The organism is Streptomyces noursei, assembly GCF_016917755.1.
In the GTDB taxonomy this organism is placed as follows: Bacteria; Actinomycetota; Actinomycetes; order Streptomycetales; family Streptomycetaceae; genus Streptomyces; species Streptomyces yunnanensis.
Genome location: NZ_CP070326.1, coordinates 9221340 through 9238026, shown reverse-complemented (window position 1 = coordinate 9238026; position 16687 = coordinate 9221340). Strand labels below are relative to the sequence as shown.

The 16687-nt window shown below is 72.5% G+C and carries 16 protein-coding genes; 12 read left to right on the top strand and 4 right to left on the bottom strand.

Translation table 11 applies throughout. The features are described from left to right. The first annotated feature begins 69 nt into the window (after window positions 1–69). Window positions 70–1452 carry an aspartate aminotransferase family protein gene (locus JNO44_RS40200; RefSeq protein WP_205368898.1) on the top strand — a complete coding sequence of 461 codons (1383 nt, stop codon included), beginning with the start codon at window positions 70–72 and terminating at the stop codon, window positions 1450–1452. Between the two features lie 50 nt (window positions 1453–1502). On the opposite strand, the gene JNO44_RS40195 is transcribed toward JNO44_RS40200, so the two are convergent. Further along, entirely contained in the window at window positions 1503–2312 is an 810-nt protein-coding gene (locus JNO44_RS40195; RefSeq protein ID WP_205368897.1) for a tyrosine-protein phosphatase, read from the bottom strand. Window positions 2313–2587: 275 nt separating this feature from the next. Here JNO44_RS40195 and JNO44_RS40190 point away from each other — a divergent pair, with 275 nt between their 5' ends. Next, on the top strand, window positions 2588–3388 hold the full coding sequence (locus JNO44_RS40190; protein ID WP_205368896.1) for an SGNH/GDSL hydrolase family protein: 801 nt from the start codon (window positions 2588–2590) through the stop codon (window positions 3386–3388). Between the two features lie 82 nt (window positions 3389–3470). Here JNO44_RS40190 and JNO44_RS40185 read toward each other — a convergent pair whose 3' ends face one another. Next, window positions 3471–3932 carry an ATP-binding protein gene (locus JNO44_RS40185; protein ID WP_235094991.1) on the bottom strand — a complete coding sequence of 154 codons (462 nt, stop codon included), beginning with the start codon at window positions 3930–3932 and terminating at the stop codon, window positions 3471–3473. A 136-nt stretch (window positions 3933–4068) separates the two neighbouring features. Between JNO44_RS40185 and JNO44_RS40180 the strand changes: the two genes are divergently transcribed. Genes JNO44_RS40180 through JNO44_RS40170 form a run of 3 tightly spaced genes read left to right on the top strand, consistent with a single transcriptional unit; the run spans window position 4069 to window position 6120 of the window. Continuing rightward, window positions 4069–4935 (top strand): helix-turn-helix domain-containing protein, encoded by an 867-nt coding sequence (locus JNO44_RS40180; RefSeq protein ID WP_205368895.1) that lies wholly within the window; start codon window positions 4069–4071, stop codon window positions 4933–4935. Window positions 4936–4943: 8 nt separating this feature from the next. After that, window positions 4944–5207 (top strand): DUF397 domain-containing protein, encoded by a 264-nt coding sequence (locus tag JNO44_RS40175; RefSeq protein ID WP_039630776.1) that lies wholly within the window; start codon window positions 4944–4946, stop codon window positions 5205–5207. A 10-nt stretch (window positions 5208–5217) separates the two neighbouring features. Then, on the top strand, window positions 5218–6120 hold the full coding sequence (locus JNO44_RS40170) for an SAM-dependent methyltransferase (RefSeq protein ID WP_205368894.1): 903 nt from the start codon (window positions 5218–5220) through the stop codon (window positions 6118–6120). A 178-nt stretch (window positions 6121–6298) separates the two neighbouring features. On the opposite strand, the gene JNO44_RS40165 is transcribed toward JNO44_RS40170, so the two are convergent. Continuing rightward, entirely contained in the window at window positions 6299–7267 is a 969-nt protein-coding gene (locus tag JNO44_RS40165) for a carbohydrate kinase family protein (protein ID WP_240167882.1), read from the bottom strand. Between the two features lie 493 nt (window positions 7268–7760). On the opposite strand from JNO44_RS40165, the gene JNO44_RS40160 reads away from it, so the two are divergent. The 7 genes from JNO44_RS40160 to JNO44_RS40130 all read left to right on the top strand — a co-directional run bounded on the left by JNO44_RS40160 (window position 7761) and on the right by JNO44_RS40130 (window position 15152). Beyond that, complete coding sequence (locus tag JNO44_RS40160; RefSeq protein ID WP_205368892.1) at window positions 7761–9167, top strand: NAD(P)/FAD-dependent oxidoreductase; 1407 nt, start codon at window positions 7761–7763, stop codon at window positions 9165–9167. Window positions 9168–9463: 296 nt separating this feature from the next. Continuing rightward, the gene (locus JNO44_RS40155; RefSeq protein ID WP_240167881.1) at window positions 9464–10642 is read left to right on the top strand and encodes an MBL fold metallo-hydrolase; all 1179 of its coding nucleotides are present in this window, start codon (window positions 9464–9466) and stop codon (window positions 10640–10642) included. 493 nt (window positions 10643–11135) lie between these two features. Further along, complete coding sequence (locus JNO44_RS40150; protein WP_240167880.1) at window positions 11136–13049, top strand: sensor histidine kinase; 1914 nt, start codon at window positions 11136–11138, stop codon at window positions 13047–13049. Beyond that, window positions 13039–13488: a roadblock/LC7 domain-containing protein gene (locus JNO44_RS40145; protein ID WP_039630769.1), complete on the top strand. Its 450-nt coding sequence runs from the start codon at window positions 13039–13041 to the stop codon at window positions 13486–13488. Before JNO44_RS40150 ends, JNO44_RS40145 begins: the two co-directional genes overlap by 11 nt. After that, a complete protein-coding gene (locus JNO44_RS40140; protein WP_205368889.1) occupies window positions 13485–13895 on the top strand; it encodes a DUF742 domain-containing protein in 411 nt (136 codons plus the stop codon). The genes JNO44_RS40145 and JNO44_RS40140 overlap by 4 nt, the downstream gene beginning before the upstream one ends. Further along, on the top strand, window positions 13873–14496 hold the full coding sequence (locus JNO44_RS40135) for a GTP-binding protein (RefSeq protein WP_205368888.1): 624 nt from the start codon (window positions 13873–13875) through the stop codon (window positions 14494–14496). The genes JNO44_RS40140 and JNO44_RS40135 overlap by 23 nt, the downstream gene beginning before the upstream one ends. Then, window positions 14493–15152, top strand: coding sequence for a GAF domain-containing protein (locus JNO44_RS40130; RefSeq protein ID WP_180990302.1), 660 nt, complete (start codon window positions 14493–14495; stop codon window positions 15150–15152). Before JNO44_RS40135 ends, JNO44_RS40130 begins: the two co-directional genes overlap by 4 nt. 107 nt (window positions 15153–15259) lie before the next feature. On the opposite strand, the gene JNO44_RS40125 is transcribed toward JNO44_RS40130, so the two are convergent. Then, window positions 15260–16510 (bottom strand): acyl-CoA dehydrogenase family protein, encoded by a 1251-nt coding sequence (locus JNO44_RS40125; protein ID WP_205368887.1) that lies wholly within the window; start codon window positions 16508–16510, stop codon window positions 15260–15262. Window positions 16511–16687 lie beyond the last annotated feature (177 nt).

Sequence of the window (16687 nt, the reverse complement as noted above, 5' to 3'; positions counted from 1 at the left end):
ACCGGGCGTCCCGGTGCCGCCGGCCCGGCTTTGGGCGGCCCGGCCCGCCGCCCGTAAGGAGAACACCTCGTGACCGGATTCGACCTGACCGAGCTGCTCGCCGAACGCGGCGCCGAGCGCTACGAACTCCACAGCCGCCACCTCAACCACCAGCTCCCGCGGATGCTGCACACCATCGGCTTCGACAAGTTCTACGAACGGGCCGAGGGCGCCTACTTCTACGACGCCGACGGCCAGGACTACCTCGACATGCTCGCCGGCTTCGGCGTGATGGGCCTGGGCCGGCACCACCCGGTCGTCCGCCGGGCCCTGCACGACGTGCTCGACGCCCAGCTCGCCGACCTCACCCGCTTCGACTGCCCGCCGCTGCCCGGACTGCTAGCCGAGAAGCTGCTGCGCCACGCGCCGCACCTGGACCGGGTCTTCTTCGGCAACAGCGGCACCGAGGCGGTCGAGACCGCCCTGAAGTTCGCCCGCTGCGCCACCGGCCGCCCGCGCATTCTCTACTGCACCCACGCCTTCCACGGCCTGACCACCGGCTCGCTCTCGGTCAACGGCGAGGACGGCTTCCGCGACGGCTTCGCCCCGCTCCTGCCCGACACCGCCATCGAGCTGGGCGACCTGGCGGCGCTGGAGCGGGAGCTGGGCCGCGGCGACGTGGCGGGCTTCGTCGTCGAACCCGTCCAGGGCAAGGGTGTTACCGCCGCCCCGCCCGGATTCCTGCGCGCCGCCCAGGAGTTGCTGCACCGCCACAAGGCCCTGCTGATCGCCGACGAGGTGCAGACCGGCCTCGGCCGCACCGGCGACTTCTTCGCCTACCAGCACGAGGAGGGAGTGGAACCGGACCTGGTCTGCGTCGCCAAGGCGCTCTCCGGCGGCTACGTCCCGGTCGGCGCCACCCTGGGCAAGGAGTGGATCTTCAAGAAGGTCTACTCGTCCATGGACCGGGTGCTGGTGCACTCCGCCAGTTTCGGCGCCAACGCCCAGGCGATGGCGGCCGGTCTGGCGGTGCTCTCGGTGATGGAGGACGAGGGGATCGTCGCCAACGCCCGGCGGACCGGTGATCTGCTGCGCTCCCGACTGGCCGCGCTGACCGACCGGTACGAGCTGCTGCACGAGGTGCGCGGCCGGGGCCTGATGATCGGCATCGAGTTCGGCCGCCCCAAGTCCCTGGGCCTGCGCAGCCGTTGGACGATGCTGCAGGCCGCCCGCAAGGGGCTGTTCGCGCAGATGGTCGTGGTGCCGCTGCTCCAGCGCCACCGCATCCTCACCCAGGTCTCCGGCGATCACCTGGAGGTCATCAAGCTGATTCCGCCGCTGATCATCGGGGAACGGGAAGTGGACCGGTTCGTCGAGGCGTTCACGGCCGTCATGGATGACGCCCACAGCGGCGGCGGCCTGATGTGGGACTTCGGGCGGACACTGGTCAAACAGGCGGTCGCCAACCGCTGACCCAGCCCGGCCGGGTGGGCCACCGAGTCGTGACCCACCCCCGGAGGGCGTCAGTCCGTCAGCAGTTGGTCGCGCAGCCGCTCGCGGGTGGCCGGCGAGAGCTTCAGCCCGTCGGCGAGGTAGGACTCGGTCGAGCCCCAGACCTCCTCGATCGCGTCGAACGCGGCGGTGAGGTAGTCGAGGTGCGCGCCGAACAGCGGCGACAGCAGCTCCATGACCTCCGGCGACATCCCGGCCGCCGAGCTGTCCGAGCGGCGGACCTTGTAGCGCCCGGCCGGCTCGTTGGACTTGAGGTAGTCCGCCACGATGGCGTCCCGCTCCACACCCACCGCGAGCAGGGTGACCGCGACGGACAGGCCCGCACGGTCCTTGCCGGCCGCGCAGTGCATCAGCGCCGGCACGCTGTCCTCGGCGAGCGCGTGCAGCACCCGGCTGTGGTCCTCGGTGCGGGTGGTGATGATCTCGCGGTAGGTGTTCGCCATACGGCCCGCGGCCTTGCCGTCGCCGAGCACGACCCGCAGGTGCTCCAGCTCGCCGTCCCGCACCATCGTCCAGAACTCCGCGCCGTCGGCGGGATCGGTGAGCGGGATGTTGACGTTCTGCACGCCGGGGAGGGCGACGTCCGGTCCCTCCAGCTTGATGTCGGCGGCGTTGCGGAAGTCGAAGATGGTGTGCAGCCCGAGTCCGGCGAGGAACGCGGCATCTTCTGCGGTGGCGTGCGCCAGGTGGCCGCTGCGGAAGAGCCGCCCGTGCCGGATGCGACGCCCGTCCACGGTCGGCAGTCCGCCCACGTCACGGAAGTTGCGGACCTCCGCGAGCTCCGGCGGGGACTGGGGGACCTGCGGCGTCTGCTGCGTCACGGGCGCTCCTCGGGATCGGTCGCCGACGCTGCTCGTCGACGAGGCGGGGGCTTCTTCGACGATACGACATTGCTGCAATGGGCAATCAGGTGGCAGCGCCGTGCAACACCGGCGCAACGGCGCGCATCATCCCCCATGTGTGGCGCCCTGGCAGCACTTCGTGATCGATCATTATTCCAACTTGAGAAGAATTTGACTTGGTGGCATTAATCACCTCGCGTCAACCCCTGGTTACGGTGGCGTAAGTCACTTCTCAAGGTGAAGTATGTCCTGACGTGGCAGACGATTCGAAGAACATCAGCAACAGCGCGGAAAGCGCCATCGGGTCGTACGCAGCCGTCGGGGACAGCTTTACTGAGGGAGTCGGAGATCCCGGTCCGGACGGGGCGTACATCGGCTGGGCGGACCGGCTCGCGGTCCTCCTCGCCGACCAGCGGGACGAGGGGGACTTCCGCTATGCGAACCTTGCCGTGCGCGGACGGCTCTTGGACCGGATCATCGAGGAGCAGGTGCCCCGGGCGCAGCAGCTCGCCCCCGAGCTGGTGACGTTCTGCGCCGGCGGCAACGACATCCTGCGGCCGGGCTCGGACCCGGACGCGGTGGCCGAGCGTTACGAGGCGGCCGTGGCGGCACTGCGCGAGACGGTCCCGACGGTGCTGCTGTGCACCGGTTTCGACACCCGGGGCGTCCCGGTCCTCAAGCATCTGCGCGGCAAGATCGCCACGTACACCGCCCATGTGCGGGCCATCGCCGATCGGCATGACTGCCCGGTGCTCGACCTGTGGTCGCTGAAGTCCGTCCAGGACCGGCGGGCCTGGAGCGAGGACCGGCTGCACCTGTCCGCCGACGGTCACACCCGGGTGGCGCTGCGCGCCGCGCAGGTGCTGGGGCTCGCGGTGCCGGCCGACCCGGACCAGCCGTGGCCGCCGGAGACGGAGCGGACCGCGGCCGAGGCGCGGCGGGACAACATCCACTGGGCGCGCGAGCACCTGGTGCCGTGGATCGGCCGTCGGCTGCGCGGCGTCTCCTCCGGGGACGACGTCGCGCCCAAGCGCCCCGATCTGCTGCCGCTGTAGGTATTTCCCCACCCAAGGCCCCGTGCCCGCCTCGCGGCGGCGCGGGGCCTTGGGCTGTCCGACGGGTCGGGGTCGGACAGACCTAGTGCGCCGCCGTCCGGTACGGCAGGTCGGCCCAGACCACCTGGCCCCGGCCGCTGTCGTCGGGGCGGGTGCCCCAGCTCTCGGAGAGTGCGCAGACCAGCAGCAGCCCGCGCCCGCCCTCTTGGTCGAGGGTGCCGGGGCGGGCGTGCGGTGCTGAGGCGCAGAGGCCGCCCTCGTCGGTTATCTCTATGCGTATGTGTGCGCCGACGAGGGTGATCTCACAACCGACCTTCTCGCTGTCGGTGTGCCGCACCGCGTTGGTGAACAGCTCGGTGACCACCAACTCCACGTCGTCGCGGACCTGTTGAGCGGCGTCCCACTCGCGCAGCAGCGCGCTGACGCGCTTGCGCGCCTCGGGCACGGACGTGCGCCGCGCCGGCAAGTGGAACGCGTCCTGAGGGCTCTGGGCGAGGAAGCCGCCGCATCGCCCTAACGACGGAGCGTTTTTGTAGGAAGCCACGACATAACTATGTGCGATGTTGCTCACCGTTGGCAAGGATCAGTCTGTAATTTGCAGAATTGAAAGTGCAGTCTGTTCGAGCTGATGACGGCATGACACACTGCTGAACACTGAAGCTGGTTGGAGGGGATGGGACGTGGCGGACCCACGGTCTGCAGGTGCACCGACCGTCCTGCGGGTGGTGCTCGGCAAGCGACTGCAGGATCTGCGGGAGAAGGCGGGGCTCTCCTTCGAGCGCGCCGCCGCCGCGCTGGACGTGACGCACGCCACGATACGGCGCATGGAGAAGGCCGAGGTCGGCCTCAAGATCCCCTACGTCGAGAAGCTGCTGGCGACCTACGGCGTCACCGACCGCAAAGAGATCGACGGCTTCGTCTCGCTGGCCCGCGAGGCCAACCGCCCCGGCTGGTGGCACCGCTTCCGCGACATCCTCCCCGAGTGGTTCAGCGCCTTCGTCAGCCTGGAGAGCGAAGCCAACCTCATCCGCTCCTACCAACCGCACTACGTCCCCGGCCTGTTGCAGACCGAGGACTACGCCGCCGCCGTGCTGCGCGCCGGCATGCCGCACGCCGCCCCCGCCGACATCGACCGCATCGTGGCCCTGCGCATGGAACGCCAGGCACTGCTGACCCGTGAGAACGCCCCGATGCTGTGGTCCGTCATGGACGAGACCGTGCTGCGGCGGCCCATCGGCGGACCCAGGGTGATGCGCGACCAGATCACCCGGCTGATGGAGGCCACCTCGATGCCGAACGTCCGGCTCCAGGTGATGCCCTTCGCTGCGGGCCCGCACCCCGCCATGTACGGGCCGTTCCACATCTTCCGCTTCCCGATCCCGGAGCTCCCGGACATCGCGTATGCGGAAAGCCTCGTCGGAGCCGTGTACTTCGACCAGCGCAACGACGTCTCGCAGTTCCTGGAGGCCCTGGACCGGATGTGTGCGCAGGCCGCGCCGGCACACACCACCGAGGCCATTCTGGGTGGCTTTCGCAAGGAGATCTGAACCCCCCCATGGATCGCATACGTATCTACAACGGCATGCCCGCCAATGAACTGGGCACCGACGGCTGGTCCAAGCCGTGGAGCGGCGGAAACGGCGGCGAGTGCGTCGAGGCCATGCGCTTGCGGGACGGCCGGGTCGCGCTGCGCCAGTCCACCGACCCGGACGGCCCCGCGCTGATCTACACCCACCGCGAGATGGTCAGTTTCATCGAGGGCGCGAAGGCCGGCCACGCCGACTTCCTGCTCTCCGCGGCGCCGTGTCCGGCGCACTGAGGGAGGAGCCATGAGCGACCAGTACAGCCCTCCCGAGGCGGACGCCGGCGTTCCGGAGATCGGTCCGTACCCCCCGGGGCCGGACCACCTCGGCTTCGCCGCCGACGAGATCGACACCAGCCGGCCGCACCCGGCCCGGATGTACGACTACTTCCTCGGCGGCTGGGACAACTACGAGGTCGACCGGGTCGCCGGCGACCGGGTCATCGAACTGCACCCGCAGGTGCGCGACAGCGTCCGCGCCAACGGGGCCTTCCGCCGGCGTGCGGTGCGCGCGGTGGTGGCGTCCGGCGTCCGCCAGTTCCTCGTCCTCGGCATCGGCATCCCCACCTCGCCCAACGCCCACGAGGTGGCCCGGGAGACCGCCACCGAGACCCGGGTGGTCTATGTGGACAGCGACCCCATCGTCGCCACCCACGCCCGGGCCCGGCTCGCCAACGCCCCGGGCACCGCCTTCGCACTCGGCGACATCCGCGACCCCAAGGCCGTCCTGGACGACCCGGTGGTCCGCGAGCTGATCGACTTCGATCGGCCGGTGGGGCTGCTGGTCGGCGGCGTGATGGACTTCCTCGGGGACGACGACAACCCCGCCGCGCTGCTTGCCGCGTTCGGCGCGGCGATGCCGGCCGGCAGTCACCTGGTGCTTTCGCACAGCACGTACGAACCGTACGAGGGCTATGCCGAGGGCCGGGTCGACGAGGCGGCCCGGGCGCACGTGGAGGAGGTCTACAAGAGCGCCACCACCCCGCTCGCGCTGCGCACCAAGGACGAGATCGCCGCTCTCCTCGGGCCGTTCACCCCTCTGGAGCCGGGCGTCGTGCGGGTGCCGCTGTGGCGACCGGACGGCGCCGTCCCCGGTCCGGTGGAACTCAACAACACCATCTTCTACGGGGTGGTGGGCCGCAAGGACTGAAGTGGCGCGGCCCCGGACGGCACGGAAGGGCGTCGCGTGGAGCCCCGGGCTCGGGGCCGGGAGCCGGGTCGTGTCCGCAAAGTCCCGCCTGCCGTTCGGCTCTCGGCACGCCGAGAGCACGCACCGAACACCGCCCGACCCGCCCTCCGGGCGAACGACGGGACTTTGCGGACACGCCCTAGGCGCCGGTCGCGGAGACCTCGGCCTCGGGCTCGGGTTCGGGCTCGCGTTCGGGTTCGACCTCAGGCTCGGGCTCGACCTCGGCGGCGGGTACCGGGGCCTGCGGAGGCGGGGCGAGGGCGGCCCTGAGGTCGTCCGGCCCGGCGAGGGCGGTGTGGGTGCCCGCCGCCGTGCAGGCGTGCGCACCCGCCACCGCACCGAGCCTGGCGCACTCCTCCAGGTCCCGGCCCGACATCCTGCCGTAGAGGAAACCGCAGGTGAAGGCGTCTCCGGCGCCATTGCTGTCCACGACCGGGGCGGGCGGCACGGCGGCCGGCACCAGGCGCGGGGTGCGGTCCTCGGGCGTGAGCAGATAGGCGCCGCCCGCGCCGGCGGTGGCGATCACCGCCTGGGCCCGTCCCTCGCGGAGGATCTCCCGCATGATCGAGCTGATCCGCTCGCCGGCCCCGGCCGTGCTGAGGAAGACCAGGTCCGAGCGGAACGCGAAGTCGCGGTGGTGCTCGGTCAGGCCGTCCCAGTCGTGCAGGTCCGTGGAGACCGGGACGCCCAGCGCCTCGATGTCCTCGTAGAGGTGACGGGCGAAGTGGCTGATCGTGAGGTGGACGTGCCGGGTGCGGCGCAGGAGCGGAAGGTAGTGCTCGGGCGACATCCGGAGATCGAGCGGGTCGCGGGCGTCGTAGAAGGACATCCGGCGGCCGTCGGGCGAGACGAGGTTGACCGCACGGCGGGTGCCGTGCGGGGAGATCAGCGGGTGGAAGTCGACGCCGCTGCCGGCCAACCGCTCGCGGACCAGGGCGCCCGGCGGATCGTCGCCGAGGAAGTCCACGAATCCGGTGGTGAGTCCCAGCGCCGCGCAGCCGAGCGCGACACCGGTACCGGTGTGCCCGGCCCATTCGCTGATGGGCGGCACCGCATGGCTGTCGGCGGACGGTACGGGCAGCGCGCCGACCCGCACGATGGTGTCCACGCCCGATCCGCCGACGACGAGTACGTCATATGGCTCAGATACCTGCTGGAAGGTCACAAGCGTCCCTGAATCCCTTGCTGGTGAGACGAGTCCCGTGCTGGTGGGAGCGGCCGCGGCCGCGGTGCGCCCGCCGTCGGGAGTCTAGACGCACACTCGCCTCATATCGGGATGTTAGGGACTGGTGTGACGCGCGAGGGAAGGGGCGTCCCCGAGGCCGCCGCGCAGGTCCGCAGGGCGCTGGTGAGCAGGCGACGGCCCCGGTCGCGCGCCCCCGACGGCCCGTCAGCCCGACCCCCGTCGGACGTCGGATTCCCTCCCCTTCGACTCACCAGGAGAGTGAGGTGAAGGGGGAGTTGTACGGTCGGGTCATCGAATCGGTCGGGGTGGGGAACGGGCCGTTGACACCGGCGCGGCGGGCGCTGAGGCTGAGGCGCAGCAGTGATCGGGTCCGGCACCGGGGGCGACGGCCGGCCGTCGGGGAGAAGGGGCACGCATGGCGGAGCACACCGGGCGCGGGCGGACCGCGATAGTGATCGGCGGCGGACTAGCCGGGATGCTCGCCGTCACCGCCCTCCGCGGCCACGTCGAGACGATCACGGTCGTCGAACGGGACCGCTACCCGGCCGACCGCACCTTCCGCAAGGGCGTCCCGCAAGCCCGCCACCTGCATCTTCTCCTCAGCGGCGGACAGCGCGCAGTGGACCGGCTGCTGCCCGGCACGGTCGCCGCGCTCACCGCGGCCGGGGCCCGCAGACTGTATCTGCCGCGCGATCTGCTCACCCGCACGCCCACCGGCTGGCAGCGCCGCTTCGACGAGCGCCGGCATCCCACGCTGAGCGTCACCCGACCGGTCCTGGACGCCGTGGTACGCGAGCGGGTGCTGCGCGGCGACACCGGCCCGGCGACCCGCGTCGAGGTCCTGGAGGCGACCGAGGCCGTCGGCCTCGCCGGCGACGCCCGGCGGGTCACCGGCGTCAAGGTCCGCACCCGCGACGGCGACCGCTCCGCCGGGACGGCCCGGGTGCTCCCCGCCGACCTGGTCGTGGACGCCTCCGGGCGGGGCTCCCGTACGCCCCGGTGGTGTGCGGAACTGGGCGGCCGGGCGCCGCAGGAGGAGACCGTCGACTCCGGTCTCGCCTACGCCACCCGGATGTACCGCCCCCTCGACCAGGACGGCGCACCCGAGGTCGGCGTCAACGTCCCCGGTTGGCCCGAGTGCCCGCGGGGCGCCGCCTACGTCCCCGTGGAGGACGGCAACTGGCTGCTGACCCTGTCCGGGGTGCGCGGCCACCACCCGCCCACGGACGAGACGGAGTTCGCCGCCTTCAGCGCCACCATCGGCGACCCCTACGTCCACGAACTGCTGGCCCGCGCCGAACCGGTCTCGCCGGTGCACGGCTTCCGCGACACCTGCAACCGCCGCCGGCACTACGAGCGCCCCGGTGCAGCCCCGGACGGCCTCCTGGTCCTCGGGGACGCCACCTGCACCTTCAACCCGGTCTACGGCCAGGGCATGTCGGTGGCCGCGCTCGGCGCACTGGCCGTGCGGGACACCCTCGACGCGGCCGGCGGCCTCGGGCCCGGCGTCCTCGCCCGGGCACAGCGGGCGATCGGCCGGGCCGCGGAACCGGCCTGGATGACCGCGGTCGGCGCGGACCGCCCCTATGTCGGCGGGGCCGCCACCACGGCGGGCCTCGGCGAGCGGCTGACGACGTGGTACCTCGGCCGGCTCGCCGCCCGCGCCGCCATCGACCGGGTCGTCGGCGCCGCCTTCCGGGACGTCTTCTGCCTCACCGCCCCGCCCTCCCGCCTGATGACCCCGCACGTCCTGCTGCGCACCGTCCTCCTGCCGCGCCGCCCGGGCCTGCCGCACCCACCGGCCGCGGTGGAGGCGGCGTGACAACGGGTCAGCGGATCCGGTGGGCGGCCCCGCGCGGCGCCGCCCACCGGATCCGCTGACCCGCCTTCCCTTCCCTTCACCCGAACGGGTGTCTTGGACTGGCGCTCCCGGCCATGCCGTCGTAAGCACGTCTGCGCATCCGTCGTGCCGGGCCGGGAATGCATCGGCCGGCCGGGCCGTTTGTCCGGGAGAGTGCCGGCGCCGGAGCCGGGGGCCCGCAGGGTGGCCCGGCGGTGCCGGAACCCAGCGTTCGCGCGGTCCGTTCACTTCGCGACTGCCCCGACCATGGAGGTGCCGTGACCGCATCCCGACCCCGCCCCACGCGCCTGACCGCGCTGCGCCCCGCGAGCTTCGGCGCCGAGCCGACGGGGGAGCGGTTGGCGAGGATGCGCAGATCGCCGCAGTTCGTGGACGGTCAGTTCCGCAACCCGGCCCCCATCCGACAGCTGCTGCGCGGTGCCGCGCTGCCGATGGCGCGCACACAGCTCCATCGCGCAGGGCGGCTGCGGCGGGCGCCGGTCGGACGGATCCCGGTGCACCGCCCGACCGCCGAGGACTGGGGCCGCCCGCCCGCCTCCGGGCTGCGGCTGACCTGGACGGGACACTCCAGTGTGCTCGCCGAGATCGACGGGCGGCGGGTGCTCTTCGACCCGGTCTGGGGCGAGCGCTGCTCACCGTTCGGCTGGGCCGGGCCCAAGCGGCTGCATCCGGTGCCGGTGGAGTTGGCGGAGCTGCCGCCGGTCGACGTCGTGGTGATCTCGCACGATCACTACGACCACCTCGACATGCCCACCATCAAGGGCCTGGCCGACTCCGGCGCGGTCTTCGTCGTGCCGCTCGGCATCGGCGCCGACCTGGAGTTCTGGGGCGTGCCCGCGGCGCGGATCACCGAGCTGGACTGGCACGAGTCGACCCGGGTCGGCGGGCTGACCCTCACCGCCACGCCGGCCCAGCACTTCTGCGGTCGCGGTCTGCGCGGCCCCCAGCACACCCTGTGGGCCTCCTGGGTGGTCGCCGGTCCCGAGCACCGCATCTACCACAGCGGCGACACCGGATACTTCGCCGGTTTCGCCGAGATCGGCGCGGCGCACGGTCCGTTCGATGCGACGATGATCCAGATAGGCGCGTACTCGGACTTCTGGCCCGACATCCACATGACCCCGGAGGAGGGCATGCGGGCCCACCGCGACCTGCAACAGGGCGACCCGTCCGTCGGCGTGATGATGCCGATCCACTGGGGGACGTTCAACCTCGCCCCGCATCCCTGGGCCGAGCCCGGGGAGCGGACCCTGTACGCCGGTCACAGGGCGGGTGCCGGTGTGGTGACGCCGGTGCCCGGCAAGCCGTTCGAGCCGGCCGACCCGCCGGCTCCGTATCCGTGGTGGCGGGCGGTCGCCGTGCCGCCCGCGCACGGCTGGCCGGCATGGCCGCCGGTGCCCTCGGTCGACCGGCAGGAGCTGGTGGCCGAGCGGTAGTCGTCGCCGCGGCACCGGCGTTGCGCGGACGTCGCGCCGGTGCCGCATCCGAGACCTCCGCAAGGTCGGTGTCGGCGTCAGGTGAGTACAGTGCTGCCCCCTCGCGCGCAGCGCGTCAGGGTGGGCAGGGGTGGCCGGGGCGGGCCGTCGTGGTGGGGCCGGTCCTTGGGGGAACTCCCGTGGTGAGGCGGGGGTCGTGGTGCGGTTGAGGCGAATGTTCCCGTCCTCAACGGCCGTTTTCTGTACGGGAGTTCGGATCTTTTCGCACTTCCGTGCGGAGGGTGCCTCCTCAAGGAGGTGGCGTGGGGTAGCGAAACCCCGAAGGGGGTCCGAACCCCACCCCCGCAACAACTAGCGTGCGTGCTCCGTGAACTGCCAACGGCCGATCCGGAGGGCGCCCATGCCTACCGCTACCCCGCAGAGGACCGAGACGTCCCCGGAGACTCCCAGGTCCCGTGGGGGACGGCACGGCCGGGCGGCCTTCCCGGAGCCGGTGTCCGACGCAGCCATACGGTCCCGCCTGATCCGGCTCGCCGCCGTCCCCGCCCTGCTCGCGGCCGTCGTCTGCGCGGGCGTCGCCGCGTTCGTGGTGCGCAGCGGTGGCGCCCGGCTCACCGGCCGCGAGTGGGCGGTGCTGGCCGGCGGCCTCGCCGTGGTCTGCGCCGTCGTCCTGCTCGGCGGCCTGGCGGGCGGCGCCGAGGCGCGCGGTCTGGCGCGCCGCTGCGGGCAGCTGCGCCAGGTGTGCGCCCGCGCCCAGACCGACCTCGCCGACCTCCTGGACCGGGTGCGCAACGACGAATGGCTGCGGCCCCCCGAAGACCGGGAGCCGCTGGCGGAGCCCGGCGGCGACGCCCTGGGCCGGCTCGCCCACGAGGTCGCCGCCACCGGCCGGGCCGCCGAGGCCGCGCTCATCGAGGCGGTGGGCATCGTCCGCAGCGACGCCACCGGCAACCAGCAGAAGCTGGAGGTCTTCGTCAACCTCGCCCGGCGCCTGCAGTCCCTGGTCCACCGCCAGATCCTGACCCTGGACGAGATGGAGCACCAGGTCGAGGACCCGGACCTGCTCAAGGGCCTGTTCGTCATCGACCACCTGGCCACCCGGATCCGCCGGCACGCCGAGAACCTCGCCGTCCTCGGCGGCGCCATCACCCGCCGCCAGTGGACCCGCCCGATCACCCTGACCGAGGTCGTCCGCTCCTCCACCGCCGAGGTCGAGCAGTACACCCGGATCAAGCTGGTGTCACCCTTCGAGGGCACCCTGCGCGGGCACGCCGTCGCCGACGTCGTGCACCTGCTCGCCGAACTCGTCGAGAACGCCACCGAGTTCTCCGATCCGGAGACGCCGGTCACGGTGCGGGCCCGGCACGTCACCGCGGGGCTTGCCGTCGAGGTCGAGGACCGCGGCCTGGGGATGTCGCCCGAGGAACAGGAGCAGATGAACCGGCTGCTGGCCGACCCCGAGCGGATCGACCTCACCGAGCTCCTGGACGACGGCCGGATCGGCCTCTACGTGGTTTCCTCGCTCGCCCAGCGGCACGGCCTCCTGGTGCGGCTCCAGAGCAGCATCTACGGCGGCGTGCAGGCCGTCGTGATCGTCCCGCCGGAGCTGCTGGGCGCCAACTCGGCCGAGACCCGCGAGGAGTTCCCGGACGGCATGGAGGACGAGGACGAGGAACCCGACCCGGGTCCCGGGCGCGGCCAACGGCCCTACGGCGACCGGTTCGACGACGTCCCCGACCGCCGGGAGGTCGCCGCCGGCCCGACCCCGTCCGACGCCGGCACCCCCGCCCCGGCGCTGCCCGCAGCCGACACCGACACCGACGCCCTCGCCGCCGCGGTCGGTGTCCTCCCCACCGGCACCGGCACCGGCACCGGCGCCAGCACCGACGCCCGACCCACCCGTCGGCGCATCGTCCGCACCCCGGCCTCGGCCACCGCCGCCAGCGTCGAGGCCGCCGCCAACGCCCCGCAGCACGGTTCCGGCGCACCCGACGGCCCGACCGGGGCACCGCTCGGCGGCGGGCACCCCGCCGACCCGGGGCCGGTGGTCCTGCCGCCCCCGCCGCCGCCCGCCGACGACGTCGCCCGCCCCCGGTTGCCGCGCCGCGTCAAACAGGCCCACATCGCCCCCCAGTTGCGCGACGCGCCCCCGCCGCCGCACCGCACCGGCCCCGACCGCCTTCACGACCCCAACCTGATGGCCGCCTACCAGCGCGGCTTCAGCCGCGGCGACCCCAGCTACGCGGCCGGCCTCGCCGCCGCCGGCCACCTCGCCCCCGCTCCTGCCACCACCCCGGGCCAGGACGGCACCCCCGGCAGCCCCGGAGACCCCGAACTGCTCCTTGCCCCTGATCACGACGCCCCGATGGCCCGCCCCCGAGGAGACGACCCCCACCATGGTGAGTGAAGTGCGCGCGCAGGCGCCCGCGGAGTTCCGCGGCAATCAGCACACCGACCTTTCCTGGCTGCTGACCGGACTCGTCCAACGGGTACCGCACACCCGCAGCGCCGTCCTGCTCTCCGCCGACGGCCTGGTCAAGGCATCCCACGGCTTCGAACCGGACGTCGCCGACCACATGGCGGCGCTCTCCTCCGGCCTGTACTCGCTCGCCCGCAGCGCCGGTTCCCGTTTCGGGGAGGGCAGCGACATCCTCCAGGTCGTCGTCGAGATGGAGCAGACCTTCCTCTTCGTCGCCGCCGCCGGGTCCGGCGCGTGCCTGGCCGTCCTCGCCTCCCGCGAGGCCGACGCCGGCGTGCTCGGCTACGAGATGGGGATGCTGGTCAAGAGCGTCCGGCCGTACCTGGCGACGCCCCCGCGCCACCAGGCCCCGGCGGGTGGCCGTTGACCGTTGCCCTGCCCCGCCGGCAGCGGTCGCCCGGCCCGGACGCACCGTGGGTCGACGACGTGGCGGGCCGGCTGGTCCGCCCGTACACGGTCAGCAGGGGCCGCACCCGGCCCACGGCGCACTTCGATCTGATGACCATGGTGCGGGCGACCGGACGGCGACCCGCCGGCCTCCAAGGGCCGGACTACGACCGGGTGTTGGGGCTGTGCGGTCGGCCCGTCCCGGTCGCCGAGGTCGCCGCGCGCGTCCGGCTGCCCGCCGTGGTCACCAAGGTGCTCCTCGCCGACCTCGTCGACTGCGGAGCGCTCACCGCGCGAACCCCCTCGGCCGCCTCGGCCGGGCCCGCCCCCCGTACCGACCGTGCCCTGCTGGAGGCGGTGCTGCATGGACTTCGTCAACGACTTTGATCCCCGGCTCCCCGGGGATCCCGAGGCCGACTCCTTCCCCACCGCGGTGAAGGTCCTGGTCGCGGGCGGGTTCGGCGTCGGCAAGACCACCTTCGTCGGCGCGGTCAGCGAGATCGCACCGCTCAGCACCGAGGAGCTCATCACCCAGATCAGCGTCGGCACCGACGACCTGTCAGGCGTCGCGGACAAGACCACCACGACCGTCGCCATGGACTTCGGCCGGATCACCCTCGGCCCGGAGCACGTCCTCTACCTCTTCGGCACGCCCGGGCAGCACCGCTTCTGGTTCCTGTGGGAGGAACTGTCGCACGGTGCGCTCGGCGCGGTGGTGCTCGCCGACACCCGGCGGCTGGACCAGTGCTTCGCCGCGGTCGACTTCTTCGAGGGGCGCGGCATCCAGTTCGTCGTCGCGGTCAACGAGTTCGACGGCGGCCACCACTACGGGCCCGAAGAGGTGCGGGCCGCCCTGGATCTCGCCCCGGAGATCCCGGTCGTGCTCTGCGACGCCCGCCAGTGCGCCTCAGGCACCCAGGTCCTGCTGTCCCTCGTCGCCCACCTCCTCTCCTCACCTGTCCTCACCTCCACCCCGGAGCCGTCATGAACGTCCCCTCCGCACGCTTCCCGTTCCCCTCGCGCTATCCGTCCTGGCGCTATCCCTCGTCCGAACTTCCCCACCTCACGGACGACTTGACGCGCCGGCTGCTGATCACCCCGGAGGACCACGAGGCGCCGGCCCGGGTGGCCCGGCTGCGCGAGCTGGGCATCGGCAAGAACCCGCTGCCCGCGTTCGACCAGTTCGCGCGCAGGCTCGCCCGGACCACCAACACCCCCTACGCCATGGTCAACTTCATCGACGAGCACGAGCAGTACTTCGCCGGTCTCTACGCCCCCGACCTCGACACCTCCGTCGAGCTGGGCCCGGCGCCGCCCAGCGGCCGCCCGGAGCGGATCATGGCCCGGGACCACGGCTACTGCCCGTACGTCGTGGTGCGGCGCAAGGCGCTGGTGCTGGAGGACGTCTGCGACTACCCGCGGTTCGCCGGCAACCCCGTCGTCGACGAGCTCGGCATCCGCACCTACCTCGGCGCTCCGCTGATCGACCACACCGGGACGACCCTGGGCACCGTCTGCGTCATCGACCGCGAACCCCGGCCCTGGGGACGCGAGGGACTGCACACCATCAAGGCGTTCGCCGCCGAACTCGTCGCGCTGATCCACGAGATGGAACAGCGACAGCGGGAGTCCGACGCCTCCTGACCGGGTGCGCCCCGCGGCCCCGGAGGCCCGACGGCCGGCCGGGGCCCGCGCCCGGGTGGCGCCGCGGAGCGCCGCCCGGCACACCCGGCTCTCCGGGCGTCCGACCCTCAGGACACCCGGGCCAGCGCCTCCCGCCCGCCGGGCAGCCCGTCCTCCTCCGACCACTCCGCCGACGCCGGTCGCAGCAGCTCCGCGAGCCGGCCCGACCACTCGCCCTTCCCCTGCCCCAGCGCCAACTCGCCCAGCCGCAACAGCTGGATGTCGGAGGTGCCGGCCGGCGCGAAGATGTGGTGCGCGTCGCGTAGGAAACGTTCCACCGGCCGGTCGGTGAACAGCCCGCAGGCGGCGTGGATGTCCATCGTGTCCCGCGCGGACTCCAGTGCCGACTCCACATTCACCAACTTGGCGTTCATCAGCTCCGCATCGCACGCCAGTCCCTGGTCCAGCAGGTGCACCGCGTGGTATGCGGACAGCCGGGCCAGCAGCAACCGGGACTGGATCCGGCCCAACTTCAGCTTGATGTTCGGCAGTTCCGCCAGCGGCTCGCCGTAGCGCCGCCGTTCGGTGCAGAAAGCCGTGGTCTCGTCCAGGACGGCCTGGTGGATGCCGAGCGAGACCGCCGTCAGATTCGGTCGCCCGTACAGCATGCTGGAGGAGTACGCCACGGCCAGCCCGTCGCCCTCCCGGCCCAGCAGGTGCGTCGCCGGCACTCGGCAGTCGTCGAAGAACAACTCGCCGAAGCTGAAGCCGTGCAGGCCCATCGCGGGCCGCTGCGGGCCGACCCGGAAGCCAGCGGTGCCGGACTCCACGAGGAACGCCGACAGGCCCTTCGAGCCCTCGCCGGTGCGCACCACCACCCCGTGCAGATCTCCGACGTGGCTGTTGCCGACATAGCACTTCCGGCCGTTGAGGACGTAGTCGTCGCCGTCGCGGACCGCGGTGGAGGCCATGCCCAGGACATGCCCACCGGACTGCGGTTCGGTGACCGCGATGGTCGGCAGGCAGTCGCCGGACGCGACCGCCGGCAGCCAGGTCTTCTTCTGCTCCTCGCTGCCGAAGTGGACGATCTTCGCCACGCCCAGCTGGGACGCCTGCACCATGGCGCCCATCGCGGCACTCACCCGCGACAGCTCCTCGATGATCAGCGTCTTGGCGACGTGCCCGGCGCCCATCCCGCCGTACGCGCGGTCCACCGTCGCGCCGATCCAGCCCTGGCGGGCAATCAGCCGCGAGAGGTCGGGGCAGGCGACGCGTCGCGCCTCCAGCTCGGCGATCCGGGGCCGGACCTCGCGCTCGGCGAAATCCCGCACCCGGCGTCGGAGCGCCTCATGCCGCTGATCGGTGAAGTAGCGATGCAAGACGAGCCCTCCTGCGCGAACTTCCGCGTGCTGGCCGCTCCCCTTCCTCGGGGTGGCGCGGGCGGTGCCGCCATGATCGTACCGGACAGTAATCTATCGCTCACTGCGTGCAATACCCGTTGGCATACCAGCTCCGGGGCGCGCAAAACATCGGACCGGCGCATCCATACGCGCACT